The organism is Rhodococcus sp. NPDC003322 (assembly GCF_053589555.1).
This window is the reverse complement of the sequence record NZ_JBSFSC010000004.1, coordinates 484,165-504,648: the sequence shown is the minus strand read 5'-3', so window position 1 is coordinate 504,648 and position 20,484 is coordinate 484,165. Positions and strand designations below refer to the sequence as shown.

15 protein-coding genes are annotated in these 20,484 nt (G+C 70.2%); 8 read left to right on the top strand and 7 right to left on the bottom strand.

Going from position 1 to position 20,484, the window contains the following annotated elements; translation table 11 throughout:
* On the top strand, positions 1-1,287 hold the full coding sequence (locus ACWDUM_RS18640; protein ID WP_450135067.1) for a cytochrome P450: 1,287 nt from the start codon (positions 1-3) through the stop codon (positions 1,285-1,287).
* Here the strand turns inward: ACWDUM_RS18640 and bioD are convergent.
* The 3 genes from bioD to ACWDUM_RS18625 all read right to left on the bottom strand — a co-directional run bounded on the left by bioD (position 1,238) and on the right by ACWDUM_RS18625 (position 4,487).
* Positions 1,238-1,972: a dethiobiotin synthase gene (gene bioD, locus ACWDUM_RS18635; protein ID WP_450135066.1), complete on the bottom strand. Its 735-nt coding sequence runs from the start codon at positions 1,970-1,972 to the stop codon at positions 1,238-1,240. The two genes, ACWDUM_RS18640 and bioD, sit on opposite strands and share 50 nt — an antisense overlap.
* Positions 1,969-3,129: an 8-amino-7-oxononanoate synthase gene (locus ACWDUM_RS18630; protein WP_450135065.1), complete on the bottom strand. Its 1,161-nt coding sequence runs from the start codon at positions 3,127-3,129 to the stop codon at positions 1,969-1,971. Before ACWDUM_RS18630 ends, bioD begins: the two co-directional genes overlap by 4 nt.
* A 74-nt stretch (positions 3,130-3,203) precedes the next feature.
* Positions 3,204-4,487 carry an adenosylmethionine--8-amino-7-oxononanoate transaminase gene (locus tag ACWDUM_RS18625; protein WP_450135064.1) on the bottom strand — a complete coding sequence of 428 codons (1,284 nt, stop codon included), beginning with the start codon at positions 4,485-4,487 and terminating at the stop codon, positions 3,204-3,206.
* 173 nt (positions 4,488-4,660) lie between these two features.
* Between ACWDUM_RS18625 and ACWDUM_RS18620 the strand changes: the two genes are divergently transcribed.
* Positions 4,661-6,709, top strand: coding sequence for an acyltransferase family protein (locus ACWDUM_RS18620; protein ID WP_450135063.1), 2,049 nt, complete (start codon positions 4,661-4,663; stop codon positions 6,707-6,709).
* Positions 6,710-6,730: 21 nt separating this feature from the next.
* Here the strand turns inward: ACWDUM_RS18620 and ACWDUM_RS18615 are convergent, their stop codons facing one another.
* Positions 6,731-7,669, bottom strand: a complete 939-nt coding sequence (locus ACWDUM_RS18615; protein ID WP_450135062.1) for an ABC transporter substrate-binding protein — start codon at positions 7,667-7,669, stop codon at positions 6,731-6,733.
* Between the two features lie 102 nt (positions 7,670-7,771).
* On the opposite strand from ACWDUM_RS18615, the gene ACWDUM_RS18610 reads away from it, so the two are divergent.
* From ACWDUM_RS18610 to ACWDUM_RS18595, 4 genes are all read left to right on the top strand, one after another.
* The gene (locus tag ACWDUM_RS18610; protein WP_450135061.1) at positions 7,772-8,572 is read left to right on the top strand and encodes a siderophore-interacting protein; all 801 of its coding nucleotides are present in this window, start codon (positions 7,772-7,774) and stop codon (positions 8,570-8,572) included.
* A 98-nt stretch (positions 8,573-8,670) separates the two neighbouring features.
* Positions 8,671-10,806, top strand: coding sequence for a glycogen debranching protein GlgX (gene glgX, locus ACWDUM_RS18605; protein WP_450135060.1), 2,136 nt, complete (start codon positions 8,671-8,673; stop codon positions 10,804-10,806).
* A gap of 4 nt (positions 10,807-10,810) precedes the next feature.
* Complete coding sequence (gene treY, locus ACWDUM_RS18600) at positions 10,811-13,120, top strand: malto-oligosyltrehalose synthase (protein WP_450135059.1); 2,310 nt, start codon at positions 10,811-10,813, stop codon at positions 13,118-13,120.
* 105 nt (positions 13,121-13,225) lie between these two features.
* Entirely contained in the window at positions 13,226-14,035 is an 810-nt protein-coding gene (locus tag ACWDUM_RS18595; RefSeq protein WP_450135058.1) for a mycofactocin-coupled SDR family oxidoreductase, read from the top strand.
* Between the two features lie 141 nt (positions 14,036-14,176).
* Here ACWDUM_RS18595 and ACWDUM_RS18590 read toward each other — a convergent pair whose 3' ends face one another.
* Complete coding sequence (locus ACWDUM_RS18590) at positions 14,177-14,590, bottom strand: hypothetical protein (RefSeq protein WP_450114763.1); 414 nt, start codon at positions 14,588-14,590, stop codon at positions 14,177-14,179.
* A gap of 1,125 nt (positions 14,591-15,715) precedes the next feature.
* Here ACWDUM_RS18590 and treZ point away from each other — a divergent pair.
* The gene (gene treZ, locus ACWDUM_RS18585) at positions 15,716-17,476 is read left to right on the top strand and encodes a malto-oligosyltrehalose trehalohydrolase (protein ID WP_450135057.1); all 1,761 of its coding nucleotides are present in this window, start codon (positions 15,716-15,718) and stop codon (positions 17,474-17,476) included.
* Here treZ and ACWDUM_RS18580 read toward each other — a convergent pair.
* Positions 17,473-18,102 carry a TetR/AcrR family transcriptional regulator gene (locus ACWDUM_RS18580; protein ID WP_450135056.1) on the bottom strand — a complete coding sequence of 210 codons (630 nt, stop codon included), beginning with the start codon at positions 18,100-18,102 and terminating at the stop codon, positions 17,473-17,475. The genes treZ and ACWDUM_RS18580 overlap by 4 nt on opposite strands.
* A gap of 80 nt (positions 18,103-18,182) precedes the next feature.
* Entirely contained in the window at positions 18,183-19,715 is a 1,533-nt protein-coding gene (locus ACWDUM_RS18575) for an MFS transporter (RefSeq protein WP_450135055.1), read from the bottom strand.
* Positions 19,716-19,790: 75 nt separating this feature from the next.
* On the opposite strand from ACWDUM_RS18575, the gene ACWDUM_RS18570 reads away from it, so the two are divergent.
* The gene (locus ACWDUM_RS18570) at positions 19,791-20,378 is read left to right on the top strand and encodes a TetR/AcrR family transcriptional regulator (protein ID WP_450135054.1); all 588 of its coding nucleotides are present in this window, start codon (positions 19,791-19,793) and stop codon (positions 20,376-20,378) included.
* Positions 20,379-20,484: the final 106 nt, after the last annotated feature.

The window sequence follows — 20,484 nt, the reverse complement described above, 5'->3', positions numbered from 1 at the left end:
GTGTCCCACGAAACGGTGCCCGACCACGCGACCGCGCCGGCCGTCGATCTTCCGCCGGGCTACGACTTCACCGACCCCGCCGTGTACACGGCGGGCGTCCCCCACGAGGCGCTGGCGGCTCTGCGCCGTAGCTGCCCGGTGTGGTGGAATCCCCAGCCCCGAAACGTCGGCGGATTCCCGGACGAGGGGTACTGGGTGGTCACCCGGCACGCGGACGTCCGGGCGATCTCCCGCGACGGCGAACTGTTCTCCAGCTGGCGAAACGGGGCCCTGGTCCGGTTGAACGACGACGTGGACCGGGAGACGTTCGAGTCCCAGCGGCTGATCATGCTGAACAAGGACGCACCCGAGCACACGAAGCTTCGCAAACTGGTCGCCCGCGGCTTCACACCGCGCGCGATCGAGAGCCTGCGGGCGGCGCTGACGGACCGGGCCGAGCGGATCGTCGCCGGGGCCGCGGGCACCGACGCCCGCAGTGGCGACTTCGTCACCGACATCGCCGCCGAGCTGCCCCTGCAGGCGATCGCGGAACTGATCGGCATCCCGCAGGAGGACCGCAGGAAGGTGTTCGACTGGTCCAACGACATGATCGGCGGCGCCGACCCGGAGTACGACGTCGACCCCATGGACGCCGTCGCCCAGCTGATCGGCTACGCCTACGGCATGGCCGACGAGCGGCGCCGGTGTCCGGCGAACGACATCGTCACCACCCTGATCCAGGCGGACGTGGACGGCGACGAACTGACACCCGAGGAGTTCGGGTTCTTCGTGCTGTTGCTCGCCGTGGCAGGCAACGAGACCACCCGCAACGCGATCACCCACGGCATGATCGCGTTCCTCGACCACCCCGACCAGTGGGAGCTGTTCAAGCGGGAACGTCCGGCGACCACCGCGGACGAGATCGTGCGCTGGGCGACCCCGGTGACGTCCTTCCAGCGGACCGCGACGGCGGACACGACGCTGGGCGGGCAGCTGATCCGCGAGGGCGACCGGGTCGCGATGTTCTACGCGTCGGCGAACTTCGACGAGGAGGTGTTCGACAACCCGACCACCTTCGACATCACCCGCGACCCCAACCCGCACCTCGGTTTCGGCGGCTCGGGCCCCCACTACTGCCTCGGCGCGAACCTGGCCCGGATGGAAATCGGCCTGATCTTCGACGCGATCGCCGACCGGCTCCCTGACATCAGCCGGCTCGGTGATCCGCAGCGGCTGCGGTCGGGATGGCTCAACGGAATCAAGCACTTCCCCGTCGGATACGGCAGCGGCTGCCCGGTGCCGCACTGAGCGGCCGGGCGGCGATCGGATCGGTATCGAACCAGCCCGGCGCCGCCGCAGCGAACTCGTCCGGGCCCAGTCTGCCCGCCCCCTCCGGAATCCGGCCGAGCAGCGGCACCCCCGTCACCTCGGCGAGGTCCGCGAGGTTGCACCGCATGGCCAGGTCGGGATCCTCCGGCCACGACCCGATCACCGTCCCGACGCAATCGACGCCTGCCTGCCGCGCGGCCGCAACGGTCAGCGCGCTGTGATTGAGGGTGCCCAGCCCGGCGGCGGCGACCAACACCAGTGGCGCGTCGAGGTCTGCAGCGACGTCGGCGAGGGTGAATCCCCCCGAACCGAGGCGCACCAGCAGTCCCCCGGCGCCCTCGACGAGGGTCAGGTCGTGGGAGGCGTCGAGCCCGCGGACCGCCGACACCACGTCCGCGCGCCTGAGCAGCGGCATGCCGGCCCGCCGGGCGGCGGTGTCCGGCGCCAGCGGCTCCGGGTAGCGGACCAGCTCGAGAACGTCCAGGACACCCGAAAGCCGTTGCACTTCAGCCAGATCCCCGGGCTCGTCGACAGCGATCCCGGTCTGCGCCGGCTTGCACACCGCAACGGACAGCCCGGCGAGCAGGGCCCGCGCGGCCAGCGTCGCGGTGACGACGGTCTTGCCGACATCCGTCGACGTACCGGTGACGCACAGGATGGTCACGCGTGGGCCGCCGAAACGCCCGGGGTCGACTCGGCCGAGGAGAGCACGTCTGTGAGCACGGACTCGATCACCGTCATGTCGGACGGGGTGAGGTTCGCGCGGGCCGTCAGCCGCAGCCGGGAAGTGCCGGCGGGCACCGACGGCGGCCGGAAGCAGCCGACGTGCAACCCACGGTCGCGGCACGCGAGCGACGCGTCGTACGCGACCTGCGGGTCGCCGAGAATCACCGACACCACCGCGGATTCCGGCTCACCGGCCGCGGTGATGCGGGCGAGGTCGCGTGCGCGGTCGAGGACGGCCGCCGCCCGCTCGGGTTCGCGGCGCAGCACGGCCAGCGCGCCGCGGGCGGCGCCGACCGCGGCGGGCGCGAGGCCAGTGTCGAAGATGAAGGTGCGGGCGGTGTCGATCAGGTGCGTGCGGACGCGGTCGTCGGCGAGCACCACTCCGCCCTGGGCGGCAAGCGATTTCGACAGGGTCGCGGTGACCACCACGTCTGACTGACCGGCGAGCCCGGCCTCGTGCACCAGGCCGCGGCCACCGTCGCCGCGCACCCCGACGCCGTGCGCCTCGTCGACCAGCAGCAATGCGCCGTGTTCGCGGCACACCCGGTGCAGGTCCCGCAGCGGCGCGAGGTCGCCGTCGGCACTGAACACCGAGTCGGTGAGCACGAGGGCGCGCGGTTCGGCGCGGGAGGCGAGCGCGGTCGCGACGGCGTCCACGTCGGCGTGCGGGGTGACCACCACCCGCGACCGCGACAGCCGGCACGCGTCGACGAGCGAGGCGTGGCAGCCGGCGTCGGAGACGATCAGCGCGTCCCGGCCGGCCAGTGCGGCGACGGCGCCGAGGTTGGCGGCGTACCCGCTGGCGAACACCAGTCCGGATTCGGCGCCGACGAACTCGGCGAGTTCACGCTCGAGGAGTTCATGTTCGGCGGTGGTGCCGGTGACGAGGCGCGAACCGGTCGAGCCACCGCCCCAGCGGCGCAGGGCGGTCGCCGCGGCGTCGAGCACCTCGGGGTGCCGGGTGAGGCCGAGGTAGTCGTTGGAGGCGAGGTCGACGAGCGGCGAACCGGCCGTCCGCGGCCGCAGCGTGCGATGCAGACCGGCCGCGCGACGCGCGTCCGCGATCTCGTCGAGCCAACTCAGTGCAGCGGTCATGGCACGGGAGCGTACCTGAACGCCGTTCAAGTACAGCGTTCAAGTAGGCCACGGACCTCGCATCGAGCGGAAACTCACTGCTGGCTGCGCGCGGCGGCGACCATGCCGGCCGCGATGGTCGCGACATCGTCGGGCGTGCAGATGAACGGCGGCATCGCGTAGATCAGCTTGCCGAACGGCCGCAGCCACACGCCGGCGTCGACGGCCGCGGCGGTGGCGGCGCGCATGTCGACCGGCTCCGTCATCTCGATCACGCCGATGCCGCCGAACGTGCGCACGTCCGCGACGCCGGGCAGCGTCCGCGCCGGCTCCAGCCCGGCATCGAGACCCTCACCCAGCGCAGCGACCTCCGATCGCCAATCCCGCGACAGCAACAGTTGCACCGCCGCGACGGCCACCGCACACGCGAGCGGGTTGCCCATGAACGTCGGACCGTGCATGACGCCGCCGCCCTCCCCCGCGCTGATCGCCTCGGCGATCGCGGAGGTGCACAGCACCGCGGCGAGCGTCAGGTAGCCACCGGTCAGGGCCTTGCCGACCGTCATGATGTCGGGTGCGACACCGGCGTGGTCGGCGGCGAACAGTTCACCGGTGCGACCGAAGCCGGTGGCGATCTCGTCGAAGATCAGCAGCAGTCCGTGCTCGTCGCACATCCGGCGCAGCTCGGCCAGGTACCGGGGGTCGTGGAAACGCATGCCGCCCGCGCCCTGCACGACCGGTTCGACGATGACGGCGGCCAGTTCGGCGGAGTGCTCGGTGAGGATCGCCTCGAACTCGGCGACGTAGGTCGGGTCGAAGTCACGGGGCGGCGCGGGCGCGAACACCTGCCGCGCCAGCACGTCGGTCCAAATCGAGTGCATGCCGCCGTCCGGGTCGCACACGCTCATCGGCGCGAACGTGTCCCCGTGGTAGCCGCCGCGCCAGGTCAGCAGCCGGTGCCGCTCGGGTCGCCCGATCGCCCGCTGGTACTGCATGGCGATCTTGATCGAGACCTCGACGGACACCGATCCGGAGTCGGCGAGGAACACCTTGTCGAGCGCGTCGGGGGTGATCGCGACGAGCAGCTCCGCCAGCCGGGCGGCGGGTTCGTGGGTGAGCCCGCCGAACATGACGTGACTCATCCGGCCGAGCTGGTCGGTCACGGCGGCGTCGAGAACGGGGTGCCGGTAGCCGTGCACGGCCGCCCACCACGAGCTCATGCCGTCGACGAGTTCCCGGCCGTCGGCGAGGATGAGCCGAGTCCCCCGGGCGGCCGACACGACGAGCGGCTCGGTGCCGGCCGGGAACGCCCCGTACGGATGCCACAGGTGGGCGGCGTCGATGGCGGAGATGCGGTCGGACGAGTAGCGCGAGGTCACGTCGCCCGACGATAGCGACCCCCGACGAGCCGCGACGGGCCGGGACTCCGCGCGGCGAAGTCCGTGCGAACGCCTGCGGTAAGTGGGCCCACCGGTACCACCTACACTCGTCCGTCGAACCCCGCACGCACCGTTCACCGCGCGTTCAGCTCGTCGCAACCACAGGGAGAGAGTTGCCTGCCCGTACAGCCGCACCCGTCGAAGCCTCGGCCCGACAAGCCGGCTCGACGCGCCGCGCCGACCTCGACGGCCTGCGCGGCCTCGCGATAGCGCTGGTGGTGCTCTTCCACGTCTGGTTCGGCCGGGTGTCCGGCGGCGTCGACGTGTTCCTGATGCTGTCGGGGTTCTTCTTCGTCGGTTCGCTGGTGCGGGCGGCGGAATCGTCGTCGCCGCTCGATCCGCGGCCGATCCTGGCGCGAACCGCTCGCCGGCTGCTCGCGCCGCTCGCCGTCGTGGTGGCCGCGACGGCGGTCGCCGGCGCGTTGTTGCTGGCACCGACCGCGTGGCTGGCGCTGGCCGAACAGAGCCGGGCCGCACTGCTTTTCGGGCAGAACTGGCAATTGGCCCGCACCGCAGCCGACTATCTCGCGGCGGATCCGTCGGTGAGTCCACTGCAGCATCTGTGGTCGATCTCGGTGCAGGGGCAGTTCTACCTGCTCGCGCTGACGGCGGTGTTCGCGAGTGCGTGGCTGCTGCGGCTGCGCGGTGTCGCGGTCCGCGGTCCGATCACCGCGATCCTCGCGGTCGCAACCGCGGTCTCCTTCTGCTACGCGGCGTCCGGTGCGCAGCCGCAGACCTGGATGTACTACGACACGGGCGCCCGCTTGTGGGAACTGCTCGCCGGGGGCCTGCTCGCCTGCGCGATGCCGTGGATCCGGGTGCCGAGGCAGGCACGGGTGCTGCTCGGCGTGGTCGGGCTCGTCGTCGTCGCAGGCACCGGGGTCCTGCTCGACGGCAGGCACGACTTCCCCGGGCCGTGGGCACTGGTGCCGGTCGCGGCGACCGCCGCGATCGTCGTCGCCGGTGCGGCAGCGGGTGCGGACGCCCGGGCCACCCGGCTGCTCGGCTCGGCCCCGCTGCGCCGGCTGGGCGACGTCGCCTACTCGCTGTACCTGTGGCACTGGCCGCTGCTGATCTTCGCGCTGGTCCTCACCGACCGTGAGCGCATCGGGCTGCGCGGCGGCCTGGTGGTGATCGGACTCTCCCTGGTGCTGGCGCATCTGACGACCCGCCTGGTCGAGGAGCCGATCCGGCGCGGGGCCCCGTCGCCGCGCCGGACGGCACTCGTCGCCGGGGTCGGGGCGCTCGCGGTGGCGGTGTTCGCGACGGCGACGGGCTGGATCGGCACCATCGCGAACCGCTCGGTCGAGGTCGCCCACATCGCCGACCTCGACCCCCGCGACTACCCGGGCGCGGCGGTCCTCGTCGACGGCGTCGATGTTCCGGAGCGGGGAGAGCAGCCGAACCGGTTCGTCGCGCATCTCGACGTCCCGTCGTCGTGGGCCGACGGCTGCCTGGCGACCGACGAGGTGGTCGAGGTGATCCGCTGCTCGTACGGCGAATCCGACGCGGCGCGCACGGTGGCACTGATCGGCGGATCGCACTCCGAACACTGGCTGCCCGCGCTCGAGAGCATCGCCCACGACCGTGGCCTGCGCATCGACACCTACCTGAAGGTGGGATGTCCGGCGATCCTGCCGGTAGACGAAGACACTGCGAACGGCGAGTGCGAGCGGTGGACCGCAACGGTGCTCGACGAACTGGAGGCGTCACCACCCGACCTGGTGTTCAGCACCTCGACCCGTCCCCGCCCGGACGACGTCGGCGGCGACTACACCCCGGACGGCTACGTGCGGGTGTGGGACCGAATGGCCACGCTCGGCCTGCCGATGACGGTTGTGCGCGACACCCCGTGGTTGTCGGAGAACGGCATCGCCTATCGCGCACCCGACTGTCTCGCGCACGGTGGCAACGCCGACACCTGCGGCGTCGACCGGGCCGCGGTCCTGGACGTCGTGGATCCGGCCGAAGCGGCGTCCGCGCACCTGCCGACGGTGTTCCCGCTGGATCTGTCGGACGCGGTGTGCCGCGCGGACCGCTGCCGCGTCGTCGAGGGAAACCGCCTGATCTACCGCGACGGAGACCACCTCACCACCGCCTACGTCCGCAGCCTCGCCCCCGAACTGGATCGCCGACTCGGCGTGGCCACCGGCTGGTGGTGACCGGATCGGAAGGGTCGAACGTCAGCCGAGCGCCTCGCCGAGCTGGTCGAGGATGACGTTCGCACCCACCACACCGATGCCGACCATCCACGTCTCGTCGTCGAACTCGAAGGTCTTACCGCCCTGCACCGCGGGGAGCGAACCCCAGAGCCCGGTCACGGTGCCCATGGTGGTCGTGTTCGGGTCGCCCCCGGGGTTCGTGTAGAACACGACGTCGCCGTCGATCTCTGCGTAGCGCTCGGGGCTGAGCTCGAGCATGGAGTACTCGTTCCAGCCACGTTCACCGAGGTCGAAGCCGACCTGGGTCAGGATCGAGCCCGAGAAGGTGCTCGGGCCGTACAGCCGGAAGTTGGTCGGCCGGAATCGCACCATGGACGCGGTACGTCCGGCGGCGCCGACGTCCTTGCCCACCGCGGTCGCTCGGTCGGTCAGCTCGGTCAGGAGCGCGTCCATCTCGCCACTCTCGTTGACCGCGGCCGCCGTGACGCGGGCCTGCTCCTGCCATTCGGTACCGGAATTCACCGAGTAGACGGTCGGCGCGATCGCCGAGAGCTGGTCGTAGAGCTTCTCGTGCCGCACCTTCGAACCGATGATGAGGTCGGGTTCGAGAGCCGCGATGGCTTCGATGTCGGGCTCGACTGTGGCCCCGACGCTCTTCGTGCCGTCGAGGTCGTCCGCGAGGTATCCCGGGAAGCCCTCCCCCGCACCCGATTCCGTCGCCCCGACAGGCGTGATGCCGAGGGCGACGAGGGCGTCGAGATGCGGCGAGTCGATGACGACGACGCGCTCGGGCACACCCGGCAGGGTGGTTTCCCCCATCGCATGGGCGACGGTGTAGGCCTGATCGGATTCCGCGACGTCGTCCGTCGAGGAGGTGCCGCAGGCGGCCAGTAGGAGCGCTGAGATCGCCGCGGCGACGCCGAGTTTCACGCGCGCCGAGCTTCCGTGTGAACCGAACATAGGGTCACCTTAGGTCAAGCTACTTAGGCTAGGGAAATCTAACTTCTGGCGTTATCGTCGCCTCATGCCTGCCCAACCCCCACGCCCTACAGCACCCGCGGCATGAGCAGCGAGAAGTCCCGCCGCGCGATCTCGCGATTCCGCTCCGAGACACCACATCCGACGTGCGTGCGAATGTTGCAGCTCGCGCGCATCACCCAGGTGGAGCCGCGACTCGTGCGCCTTCACCTCGCCGGACCCCAGCTCGGCGCGTTCACCGACGACGCAGGCCGACATCCGGCCGTCGTCAGCACCGGGTTCGACGATGTCGCCATCCTGTTCTTCCCCCAGCCGGGAACCGAGCCGATCGCGCTGCCGGAGGTGGCCGGCGACGGCGGCTTCGTGATGCCGGTGAACCCCGACGTGATCTACCGCGAGTACACCGTGCGCCGCCTCGACTCGACGGGACTGGTCGTGGACGTGATCCTGCACGACGTGGGCGTCGCGACCGACTGGGCGCGGCGCGCCCGGCCGGGCACACCCATCGGAGTCGTGGGGCCGAGGGTGAGCCGCGCGCTGCCCCGCACCGAGCGGATCCTCGCCGTCGGCGACGCCACGGCCCTTCCCGCCCTGACCCGGCTGGCCGAGACACTCCCCCGCGACGCAGAGGGCGAACTCGTGCTCGTCGACGGAGGACCGGGCCTCGACCTCCCCATCCCCGCCCCCGCCGGGGTCACCGTGACCCGGACCGCGGGCGCGGACGCGACGTACCGCGCCCTGTCCGAACTCGACCTCCAGCCGGCCCGCACCTATGCGTGGCTCGCAGGCGAGGCCGCGCTGGTGACCTCGCTCCGCCGTCACCTCGTCGGCGAACGCGACTTCCCCAAGGACCACGTGCAGTTCACCGGCTACTGGAGGGCATAGGGCGTTACCCGACGGAGTCGGATCCGGCGCGACGGTGAGCGCCGGCCCGGCACCCGTCCGTCCGACGGCGCGGCCCGACTGACACTAGGGTCGAGTCCATGTCCGACGCCGCACCGTCCGCACCCCGATCCGTGTGGCCGGGCAACGCCTATCCGCTCGGCGCGACGTACGACGGCGCCGGCACCAACTTCTCCCTGTTCTCGGAGGTCGCCGAGGCGGTCGAGCTGTGCCTGATCGCACGGGACGGCAGCGAGGAGCGGATCCCGCTGACCGAGGTGGACGGCTACGTCTGGCACGCCTACCTGCCCGGTGTGGTGCCGGGCCAGCGGTACGGCTACCGGGTGCACGGCCCGTTCGACCCCGAGCAGGGACTGCGGGCCGACGCGTCGAAGCTGCTGCTCGACCCGTACGGCAAGGCGTTCGACGGCGCCTTCGGCCCCCAAGCACTCCGTGCAGGGGGTACCCCCGGCGACTACGTATTGCGCACGTTCGGCGAGGACTCCCTCGGCCACACCATGACCACCGTGGTGATCAACCCGTACTTCGACTGGCAGTCCGACAGGGCACCCCGCAGGCCCTACCACGAGACGGTCATCTACGAGGCGCACGTGAAGGGAATGACCGCGACACATCCCGGTGTCCCGCAGGAGCTTCGAGGCACGTACGCCGGTCTCGCGCATCCGGTGGTGATCGACCACCTGGCCGGGCTCGGGGTGACGGCGATCGAGTTGATGCCGGTACACCAGTTCCTCCACGACCAGGTGCTGATCGACCAGGGACTGCGAAACTACTGGGGCTACAACACCTTCGGGTTCCTCGCCCCTCATGTGGGGTACTCGTCGGCGGCGAAGGCGTCCGGCGCGGTCGCGGAGTTCAAGGCGATGGTGCGGGCGTACCACGCGGCCGGCATCGAGGTGATCCTCGACGTGGTCTACAACCACACCGCCGAGGGCAATCACGACGGCCCGACCCTGAACTTCCGCGGCATCGACAATGCCGCCTACTACCGACTCGTCGACGACGACAAGTCGGCGTACATGGACTACACCGGCACCGGCAACAGCCTCAACGCCCGGCACCCGCACACCCTGCAACTGATCATGGACTCACTTCGCTACTGGGTGACCGAGATGCACGTCGACGGGTTCCGGTTCGATCTGGCATCGACGCTGGCCCGCGAACTGCACGACGTGGACCGACTCTCGGCGTTCTTCGATCTGGTGCAGCAGGATCCGATCGTCAGCCAGGTCAAGCTGATCGCCGAACCGTGGGACGTCGGCGAGGGTGGCTACCAGGTCGGCAACTTCCCGGGCCTGTGGACGGAGTGGAACGGCAAGTACCGCGACACCGTCCGCGACTACTGGCGGGGTGAGCCGGCGACGCTGGGCGAGTTCGCGTCCCGGCTGACCGGCTCGTCGGACCTGTACGAGGCGACGGGCCGCCGGCCGAGTGCGAGCATCAACTTCGTCACCGCGCACGACGGGTTCACCCTCGCGGACCTGGTGTCCTACAACGAGAAACACAATCTCGCCAACGGCGAGGACAACCGGGACGGGGAGAGCCACAACCGGTCCTGGAACTGCGGGGTGGAGGGCCCGACCGACGACCCCGAGATCCTCGAACTGCGGGCCCGCCAGCGCCGCAACATCCTCGCCACACTGTTCCTCAGCCAGGGCACCCCGATGCTCGCGCACGGCGACGAGATGGGCCGCACCCAGTCCGGCAACAACAACGTGTACTGCCAGGACTCCCCCCTGTCGTGGATGGATTGGAGCCTGGCTCGGACGAATTCGGACCTGCTCGAGTTCACTCGACGCGTGATCGCACTGCGGAGCGCGCATCCCGTCTTCCGACGGCGCAGATTCTTCGAGGGCCGGCCGGTGCAGGGCGGCAACGCCCGTGACATCGCGTGGCTGACGCCGAACGGCGTCGAGATGACGGAGCAGGACTGGGGCAGCGGCTTCGGCAAGTCCCTGAGCGCCTACCTCAACGGTGACGCGATCCGGGAGCCGGACCACCGCGGCGAACCGGTGACCGACGACTCGTTCCTCCTGTGCTTCAACGCGCACGACGAGGACCTGGAGTTCACCGTGCCGTACGGCGGTTCGGGTTGGCAGTGGGAGGTCGTGCTCGACACCGCGGTGGCGACCGGACAGTCCGATGCGAGGATCGACGGCGGGGCGGCGCTGAAGGTGCCGGCACGATCACTGACCGTTCTGCGCCGGGCGGAGTGAGACGTTGGAGCCGATCACGTCGACGTACCGACTCCAGTTGAGACCGGATTCGCTGACCCTGGACCAGGTTCGCGAGCTGGCCGACTACCTCGAGGAACTCGGCGTGTCCCACGTCTACCTCTCCCCGCTGTTGACGGCCGTCAACGGTTCGGCGCACGGCTACGACGTCACCGACCCGACCACCGTCTCGGAAGCGCTCGGCGGCCGGCGAGCGCTGGAGGCGCTGGTCGCGGATCTGCGCCGGCGGGCGATGGGCGTGGTGGTCGATCTGGTCCCGAACCACGTCGGCGTCGACAGGCCCGACCAGAACAGGTGGTGGTGGGACGTACTGCGGTTCGGTCGCGACTCGGAACACGCCCGCTGGTTCGACATCGACTGGACACGGGAACGGATCGCGATCCCGCTCCTCGGCGACGACGGCGTCGACGCGCTGCGGGTCGACGCCACCGGCCCGGAGCCGGTCCTGACCTATCACGAGCACCGGTACCCGATCGCGCCCGGCACCGAGGGCGACGATCCCGCTCTGGTGCACGCCCGACAGGCGTACGAACTCGTGTCCTGGCGCAGCGGACGGATCGGGTACCGCCGCTTCTTCACCGTCGACTCGCTGGCCGCGCTGCGTCAGGAGGATCCCGCGGTCTTCGCCGCTACGCACCGCGAACCGGCCTCCTGGTTCACGGAGGATCTGGTCGACGGTGTGCGCGTCGATCACCCGGACGGTCTCGCCGATCCCACCCGGTATCTGACCGAACTGCGGGATCTGGTCGGGCCGAACCGCTGGCTGGTCATCGAGAAGATCCTCACCCCCGGAGAACACCTCGACCCAACCCTCCCGGTGAACGGAACCACCGGCTACGACGCCCTCGCCGAGTTCGGCGGCGTGTTCCTCGACCCGGCCGGCGCCGGACCGCTCACCGCGCTGCACCGGGAGCGGACCGGCGACGCCGGCGACGCCGACGCGCTGGCCGCCGCCGAACATGCGGCGAAGATCGAGGTGCTCCGCGGCGGCCTGGCGCCGGAGGTGCGGCGGCTGGCCGAGACGATCCGCGCCGGCGCGGTCGTGGACACCGCACCCCTCACCGAGGCGCTGATCGAGACGGTGGCCCGCATACCCACCTACCGGACCGACTACCGGACCGGTGCCGGACTGCTCGGTGCCGCAGTCGCCGCAGCCGCCGACGCCCGGCCCGACCTGACGGGGACGCTCTCGATCGTGACACGGGCACTGCTCGCGAACCGGGAGGCCGCGGTGCGGCTGCAGCAGGTGTGCGGCGCGGCGACGGCCAAGGCCGTCGAGGACCGACTGTTCTACCGCACCGCCCGGCTGACCTCACTCCAGGAGGTCGGCGGAGATCCGGGCCGGTTCGCGATCCCGGTCCCGCAGTTCCACCTGATGCAGGCCGAGCGGGCACGTCGGTGGCCGGCGGCGATGACGACATTGTCGACGCACGACACGAAACGCGGCGAGGACGTGCGCGCGCGGATCGGTGTCCTGTCGCAGGCGCCCGACGCCTGGGCCCGGGCGGTGCGCGAATGGGAGGAGCTCGCCCCCAGCCCCGACCCGGTGACCGGACTGCTGTTGTGGCAGACCATGTTCGGAATCTGGCCTGCCACCGGCGACCCGACCACCACCCTGCATCGCCGGCTCCACGAATACGCGACGAAGGCGGTCCGCGAGGCCGCGGTACACACCGACTGGGCGGCGGTGAACGAGCAGTACGAGACGCGGGTGCACGACTGGATCGACGCGGTGCTGGGCGGACCGGTGGCGCGGTCGATGTCGGCGTTCGTTCGGCGACTGGCCCCGCACGGGCGGATCGTGTCCGCCGGCCAGAAACTGCTGCAGCTGACCGGACCCGGCATTCCGGATGTGTACCAGGGCACCGAGCTGTGGGAGGACTCGCTCGTCGACCCGGACAATCGGCGGCCGGTCGGCTTCGACGTGCGTCGCCGGCTGCTCGCCGGGCTGTATCCGGGCGGGGCCGTCGACGAGGCGGGCAAGCTCCTCGTCGTCCGGGAGTCCCTGCGGTTGCGTCGGGAGCGGCCGTGGTGCTTCGTGGGTGCCTCGTACTCGCCCGTCCTCGCGGACGGACCCGCCGCCGATCACCTGGTCGGGTTCCTGCGCGGAGAGGAGGTGATCGCGGTGTCCGCCCGGTTCACGGTCCGACTGTTCGAGCGGGGCTGGGACGACACCGTGCTGCCGCTTCCCCCCGGCAGATGGACCGACCGGCTGACCGGTCACGGTTTCGACGGCTACGCCGAGCTCGCAACCCTGTTCGCCCGCCGTTGGGTCGCGCTGCTGGTCCGAGAGTGACGGGCGACATACCACCCAACGAGACAAACCGGCACGCCGTGCCGTTTCAGCGCCTACCGTGAGCCACGGCACAACTGATCACGGCTAACGAAGGATTTCGACGACATGGGCAATCGGTTCGAAGGCAAGGTCGCATTCATCACGGGCGCCGCCCGCGGGCAGGGCAGGGCAGAGGCCGTGAAGTTCGCGTCCGAGGGCGCCGACATCATTGCGCTCGACGCGTGCACGAAGTTCGCGTCCACCCCGTACGAGGGCGCCACCGAGGAGGACCTCGCCGAGACCGTCCGCCTGGTCGAGGAGCAGGGCCGCAAGATCGTCGCGACCAAGGCCGACGTCCGCGACTTCGACGCCGTCACCGCCGCCCTCGACGCCGGCCTCGAGGCGTTCGGGCGCCTCGACCACGTCGTCGCCAATGCCGGCATCTGCTCCTCCGCGCTGTCCTGGGAGATCACCCTCGAACAGTGGAAGGAGACCATCGACGTCAACCTGACCGGCGTGTTCCACACCTGCAAGGCGTCGATCCCGAAGCTGATCGAACAGGGCGAGGGCGGGTCCATCGTCGTCACCAGCTCCGTCTCCAGCCTCAAGGGCGCCCCCTTCGTCGGCCACTACGTCGCCAGCAAGGCCGGCATCGCCGGCCTGACGCGCACCATGGCGAACGAGCTCGGCATGCACCGGATCCGCGTCAACAGCGTCCACCCCTTCGGCGTGAACACCGGCATGATCATGTCCGACATGCTGCCGCTGCTCGAGCAGTTCTCCGACACCCTCGCCCCCGCCTTCATGCCGTCGCTTCCGTACGGCTTCAGCGAGCCCGAGGACGTCGCGAACGTGGTGGCCTTCCTGTGCTCGGAAGAGGCGCACCACATCACCGGCATCAACATGCCGATCGACCTGGGCAACGCCGCTCGCTGACTCGCCCGGTGCGGCAACGCCGCATCGCGCCCGGTGCGGCAACGCCGCATCGCGCCCGGTGCGGCAACGCCGCATCGCGCCCGGTGCGGCAACGCCGCCCGCCGACCTCAGCCGATCTCCACCGAACCGCCGACCGGGACGCTATCCGGTCGGCGGTTCGTCGTCCGCGACGCTGTCGGGCATGCCCTCGCCGTGGCGATCGAGGATCTCGCGGACCCGGCCGCCCCAGCGCTCGTGCGCGGACTGCCGGGTGATTCCCGCGGCGCGGGCGATCAACGCCCACGTGACACCGCCGGCCCGCAGCACGACCACCGTGTCGGCGCAATCCAGACCGGCCGCCAACTGCAGCCGCAGCGAGGTGAGCTGCCACGCGAGCTGCCGCTCGAGCGGAATGTCGGTCCCCTCCTCCGCCTCCCACTCCGGGGTGCCCGGCAGTGGTCCCGCCCCGACGATCAGATCGGCTTGCCTGCCCACCTCGGCCAGCGCGGCCACCGTGACCGCCGATGCCTGCGCCGTCACATCAGCGGCGAGCGCGCGCTCGATCACACTGCTCATCACAACTCCTGTCAGGGTTCGTCTGACAAATTTGTCAGGGTTATCCTGACACAGCTTGACGCCGATGTCACCCCACCGGCCGGCGCCGACGGAACCCCCGCCGAGTTCACCCGTCGCCCACTCCGCGCGTGATCGAACGACTCCGACACGCCTGCGTCACCTCCCCCTCACCGACGTCCGCAGCCCCTCGTGCCAGGCTGACCGAGAGACGACGACACCGAGGGGTGAAAGTGCACTCAGACCGTCGACGATTTCGCCACGGGCCACCACATCGCGGCAGGGCGCGCCGAATCCGCGGACAGCACAACCATCCAATGGAACACGGATCAAACTCGGATACAACGGCTTTCATGGAAGCGCACGAAACGACAGGAAGATCCGACGCGCCCGAGAACCGTTTCACCAAGCGCCCGATCAGTCCGGCCAGGACTCGACGGCACCCGGACAGCGCGCCGAAGAGCAGGGACGCCGCCCTTCAGGCGAACGGCAATGCCGACGACAGGCGAACTCGCTACCCCGTCCGGCGGACCGGAACTGTGCCGAAGGCACCGACGCATCCGAGCCCCGCGGCCACCGGGCTCGTGCGGTCGACGACCGACGCGCAGTCGCGGCAGGCGGCACCGGCGACGGTCGCGTGCCCACCGCAGAGCCAGCATTCGGCACGAGCCGACGTCCAGCCTCCGAAGCCCATCACGTCCCCGTAGGCGGACCGGCATCTCGCGCACGCGTCACCCGCGGCACCGACGGATCGCGAACACCCCGGCACGGCGCACGACTCGAGCGCCTCGACACTCCGCCAGGACCCACCCGGCTCCGCTCCGACACCGTCCCGACGCCATGTACTCACATATGCCACGTTCAACAACCCTCCCCGGTTAGCTGACCTGTAATTGACTGACGCATCAACCTTCGCTGTGCGATGCCCCATACCGCACAGCTCGAGCCTTGATCAACGCGCAATCAATTCGAATTGGAACTTACACCGAATTCCTCGTGAGCGTGTCACAAGATCTAGGGTTAGCCAAGTGTTAGCGCGCAATCAAATCAACTGGACAACCAACCAATTGAACGATTGACCAAATTTGGGGGTCTCCGCTCCCGGGTCGAGTCCGGCATCCTGGACCGATGAGCGGAACACGGCACTTCGAGGTCTGGGCCCCGACACCCCGACAGGTGCGCCTTCATCTCGACGGGGCGACGCACCCGATGACCCGGGACGAGGACGACTGGTGGCACGCCGATGTGGACGCCGACGCCGAGAGCCGGTACGGGTTCGTCCTCGACGACGACCCCACCGTGCTGCCCGACCCGCGCTCTGCGCGGCAGCCGGAAGGGGTGCACGCGCCGTCGATGCTGCACGCCGTCGACCCCGGCGGCTGGACCGACTCCACCTGGACCGGCCGCCGGCTCGCCGGCAGCGCCGTCTACGAACTGCACGTCGGCACGTTCACCGCGGAGGGCACCTTCGACTCCGCGGTCCACCGCCTCGACCACCTGGTCGATCTCGGTGTCGGCTTCGTGGAACTGATGCCGGTCAACGGCGTCAACGGCGAGCACAACTGGGGCTACGACGGGGTGCTCTGGTACACGGTCCACGAGCCGTACGGCGGCCCGGACGGACTCCAGCGTTTCGTCGACGCCTGCCACCGCCGCGGACTCGGCGTGATTCTCGACGTCGTCTACAACCACCTCGGTCCGTCCGGCAATTATCTCGACCGGTTCGGCCCCTACCTGTCGACCGGACTCAACACCTGGGGCGCATCCCCCAACCTGGACGGTCCGCAGTCCGGCCCGGTACGCCGGTACATCATCGACAACGCACTGCGCTGGCTGCGCGAGTTCCACATCGACGGCCTGCGACTGGACGCCGTGCACGCCCTGCACGATCGCACCGCCACTCACCTGCTCGAGGAGCTGGCCGTCGAAACCGAGGCGCTGTCGACACACCTGAACCGGCCCCTGACCCTGATCGCCGAGTCCGACCTCAACGACCCCATGCTGATCACACCCCGGTCCGCCGGAGGGTACGGCCTGCACGCCCAATGGGACGACGACGTCCATCATGCGGTGCACGCCGCGGTGTCCGGCGAAAGGCAGGGATACTACGGCGATTTCGGCTCACTGCAGTGCCTCGCCACCACCCTGCGCCAGGGGTTCTTCCATGCGGGCACCTACTCCAGCTTCCGCGGCCGTGTCCACGGCCGGCCGATCGATGTGCGGCGCACCCCGGCGAGCGCGCTGCTCGCGTACACCTGTACGCACGACCAGATCGGCAACCGCGCCACCGGCGACCGGCCGGGCGAGTACCTCACGGTCGGGCAGCTCGCGATCAAGGCTGCGCTGATCCTGTGCTCCCCGTACACGCCGATGCTGTTCATGGGCGAGGAGTGGGGCGCGAGCACGCCGTTCCGGTTCTTCACCTCGCATCCGGAACCGGAACTCGCCGCCGCGACCGCGGCAGGACGGATCGCGGAGTTCGCCGCCCACGGCTGGCCGGCCACCGAGATTCCCGATCCACAGGATCCGCAGACCTTCCTGCGATCGAAACTCGACTGGACCGAACTCGAGACGCAACCGCACTCCCGGCTGCTGCGGACGTACCGGGACCTGCTGGCACTGCGGGCGGAGCGGGCCGAGCTCAGCGACCCGTGGCTCGACCGTCTCGACGTGGCCTACGACGAGGATGCACGGTGGATCGTGCTGCACCGAAGCATGATTCGCGTCGCGTGCAATCTCGGGCCCGATCCGGTGACGGTCCCGGCCGGCGGCACCCCGCTGTTGTGGTGGGATCCACCGACCCAGGACGCGACCGGTGCCGCGACCGTCGTCCCCGGACACTCGTTCGTCGTGCTCGACGCCGGCCCCGGACCCGGCCCCGGCCACTAGCGCAGCAGCAGCCGATCCACCGCATCCGCGAGCCAGCGCGCGTACTCGGCCGTCGACCATCCCCTGCCACTCACGAACATGTCTCCGGTCGCGGAGGTGAACACCGACCACGCGATGTCGGTCGCCCCGTCGACGTCGAGGCCGTCCCGCAGGAGGGGCCCGAACGAGGCGACGAGGGCATGCAGGCCCGCGTAGCGCCGCTGTTCGTAGTCGGCCCAGGCGGCCGCGATCGCGGCGTCGCCGCCGGCCGCTCGCCGAAACTCCCGCACCAGCCCCGCCTCAGCGGCAGGCCGGGTCTCGACGACGCGGCGCAGGGCGGCGAGCTTGGCGGACTTGGACCGCGCGGTGACCACGCCGAGGAAGACGTCCCGATCGCGTGGCGCGACCCGCTCGTCGTCACCGGCCAGCACGCGGTCGACGGCGGCGAGCAACAGTGTGGACTTGCCGCCGTGCGCGAAGACCGTCTGCGGCGCGACACCCGCCTCGGCGGCGATCCGCTTCATCGTGGTCGCCGCGTATCCGTCGCGGAGAAAGCACCGGGTCGCGGCGTCGAGCACCGTGACACGGGTCCGGGCGGCCTGCTCCGCGCGCAGCGTCGAGCGGTGGGCCCTCTTGCCGTCGGTCACCTATTCATCATCTACTCAAATGGCGACACGTCGCTCTCCGGCCGCACCCGAAGAACACCGCGGCCCGGCAGCACCGCGGCCTAGGAGCTCCGGTTCATGATCCGGTACACCAGCACCGCGTTGAGGGCCAGCACGCAGGCGGTGATCACTGCCGCCAGATGCGTGCCGCTGACGAAGGCGTGCTGGGCGGACTCGAGCAGCGCGGCGCCCACCGCGTCCGGCGCCTGCTCCGCGACGACGACCGCCCCGCCGAGGGTCTCCTGCGCGGCGTGCGCCGCGGCCTCGTCCAGACCGGAGACGTCGAGCCTGCCCCGGAAGATCGCGAGGACCACGCTGCCGAGAACCGCGACACCGAGCGCGATACCCAGTTCGTAGGCGGTCTCCGACACCGCGGAGGCGGCACCCGCACGATCCGATTCCACCGAACCGACGACGAGGTCGGAGGTCAACGTCAGCGCGATACCGACACCGATTCCGCACAGCACGAATCCGACGACGAACGCGGCGGGGCCGCCGTCGGCACGCAGCAACGTCAACGCCGCCGCGCCGAGCGCGGAGACCGCCAGGCCGGAAGCGAGGACGGTGCCCGGCTGCCAGCGCCGCACGAACCACGCTGCGAGCAGCGAGAACACGATGTTCATCGCGGTTCCGGGCAGCATCAGCAGACCGGCCTCCAGCGGCGTGTACCCGAGCACCAGCTGCAGGTACTGCGAGCCGAAGAACAGCACGCCGGCGAACGCGAAGATCGACAGCAGATTCGTCAGAACACCGGTCGTGAACGCAGGCCGGCCGAACAGGCTCAGGTCGAGCATCGGCGCATCGAGCACGCGCTGACGGTGCACGAAGGCCCAGCCCGCGACCAGGCCGATCGCGCCGACCGCCGCCAGCGTCCACGTCGGTCCGTGCGCGACGGACTCCTTGATCGAATACACGAGGGGGATCATCGCCAGCATCGACAGCGCGGCGCTCGGCAGGTCGAAGCGTCCCGGGTTCGGATCCTTGGACTCGCGAATCACCAACGGCCCGAACATGATCAGTACGAGCATCACCGGCAGGTTCACCAGGAACACCGAACCCCACCAGAAGTGCTCGAGCAGCCAGCCGCCGATCAGCGGGCCGGCAGCCGCGCCGCCGCCCGCCATCGCACCCCAGACCGCGATGGCCGTCGTGCGCTGGCGCCGATCGACGAACATCGTGCGGATCAGGCCGAGCGTGGCAGGCATCAACGTCGCACCGGCCACGCCCTGCAGGGCACGCGCGGCGATCAGCATTTCCGGGGAGACCGCGAACGCGGCCAGCGCGGACGCGAGCCCGAAGCCGACCGCGCCGATCAGCAGGAGACGACGCCGACCGATCCGGTCGCCGAGCGTGCCCATCGTCACGAGCAGACCGGCGAGGACGAAGGAGTAGACGTCGATGACCCACAGCAGCTGAGTACTGGTCGGCGCCAGGTCCGCACTGATGAACGGCAGCGCGAGGTCGAGCACTGTGCCGTCGACCGAGATCAGCAGCACAGCCAGCGCCAGCACCACCAGCCCGAGCCAGTCGCGTGGCGTGGCCCGGCCGGGGTCGGCGATGACGGACGACTGTGCGCGGTCTGCGATGACAGACACGGAAGGACTCCCCTCGGTTCCGAGATTGGCGACGGATGTCGTACTGAACCGTCCAGCCGGTACAGTAGCCGCTCCATGCTAACAGCCAACCGTCCAGCCGGTACAGTGATTCCCGTGACAGACGCCCCCGCGCCCAGCACCCGCGACCGCATTCTCGACGCACTCGAGAAGCTGCTGCTCACCCGCGGACTCGCCCAGGTCACCCTCGAATCCGTCGCCGCCGAGGCCGGCGTCTCCAAGGGTGGACTGCTCTACCACTTCCACTCCAAGGAGGCGCTGCTCGCCGGCATGGTGCGCCGGCTCGGCGAGCGCTCCGACCAGCAGTTGACGGAGTCCGGCCGTTCGGTGGCCGAGTGGTACCTGCAGACGATGGACACCGGCGCCACCAACGAACTCGCGCTGTTCCAGTCCACGATCGCGGCCCTGCGCTCGGTCGACGGCCGGCACGGCGAGGTGCAGCAGGCCGTGATCGAGATGATGCGGTCCTGGGACGACGGACTGAAAGCCGAGATCGACGACCCGGTCCGGGCCGAGATCGTCCGCCTCGTCGGCGACGGCATCTATCTCGCCGCGCTGATGGGCCTCCCCCAGCCCGAACCCGAACTGCACCGCAAGGTCGTCGACCGACTGCTCGGCCGCGAGAACGCAGACACCCCCGAGTAACCCCACACCCGAACCCCGACGCGGCCACCCACCGGCCACGACATTCGTCTCGACTCCCTCCGGTCGAGGCCGCTACCGGGCGGCTACATCCCCGTCGATGATCATC

Bases quoted from the DNA above. Each gene is read 5' to 3' on its own strand.
- ACWDUM_RS18590 (WP_450114763.1), bottom strand. From the start codon at position 14,590: ATGAGCAGTGTGATCGAGCGCGCGCTCGCCGCTGATGTGACGGCGCAG.
- ACWDUM_RS18595 (WP_450135058.1), top strand. From the start codon at position 13,226: ATGGGCAATCGGTTCGAAGGCAAGGTCGCATTCATCACGGGCGCCGCC.
- glgX (WP_450135060.1), top strand. From the start codon at position 8,671: ATGTCCGACGCCGCACCGTCCGCACCCCGATCCGTGTGGCCGGGCAAC.
- ACWDUM_RS18610 (WP_450135061.1), top strand. From the start codon at position 7,772: ATGAGCAGCGAGAAGTCCCGCCGCGCGATCTCGCGATTCCGCTCCGAG.
- treZ (WP_450135057.1), top strand. From the start codon at position 15,716: ATGAGCGGAACACGGCACTTCGAGGTCTGGGCCCCGACACCCCGACAG.
- ACWDUM_RS18630 (WP_450135065.1), bottom strand. From the start codon at position 3,129: ATGACCGCTGCACTGAGTTGGCTCGACGAGATCGCGGACGCGCGTCGC.
- ACWDUM_RS18570 (WP_450135054.1), top strand. From the start codon at position 19,791: ATGCTAACAGCCAACCGTCCAGCCGGTACAGTGATTCCCGTGACAGAC.
- ACWDUM_RS18615 (WP_450135062.1), bottom strand. From the start codon at position 7,669: ATGTTCGGTTCACACGGAAGCTCGGCGCGCGTGAAACTCGGCGTCGCC.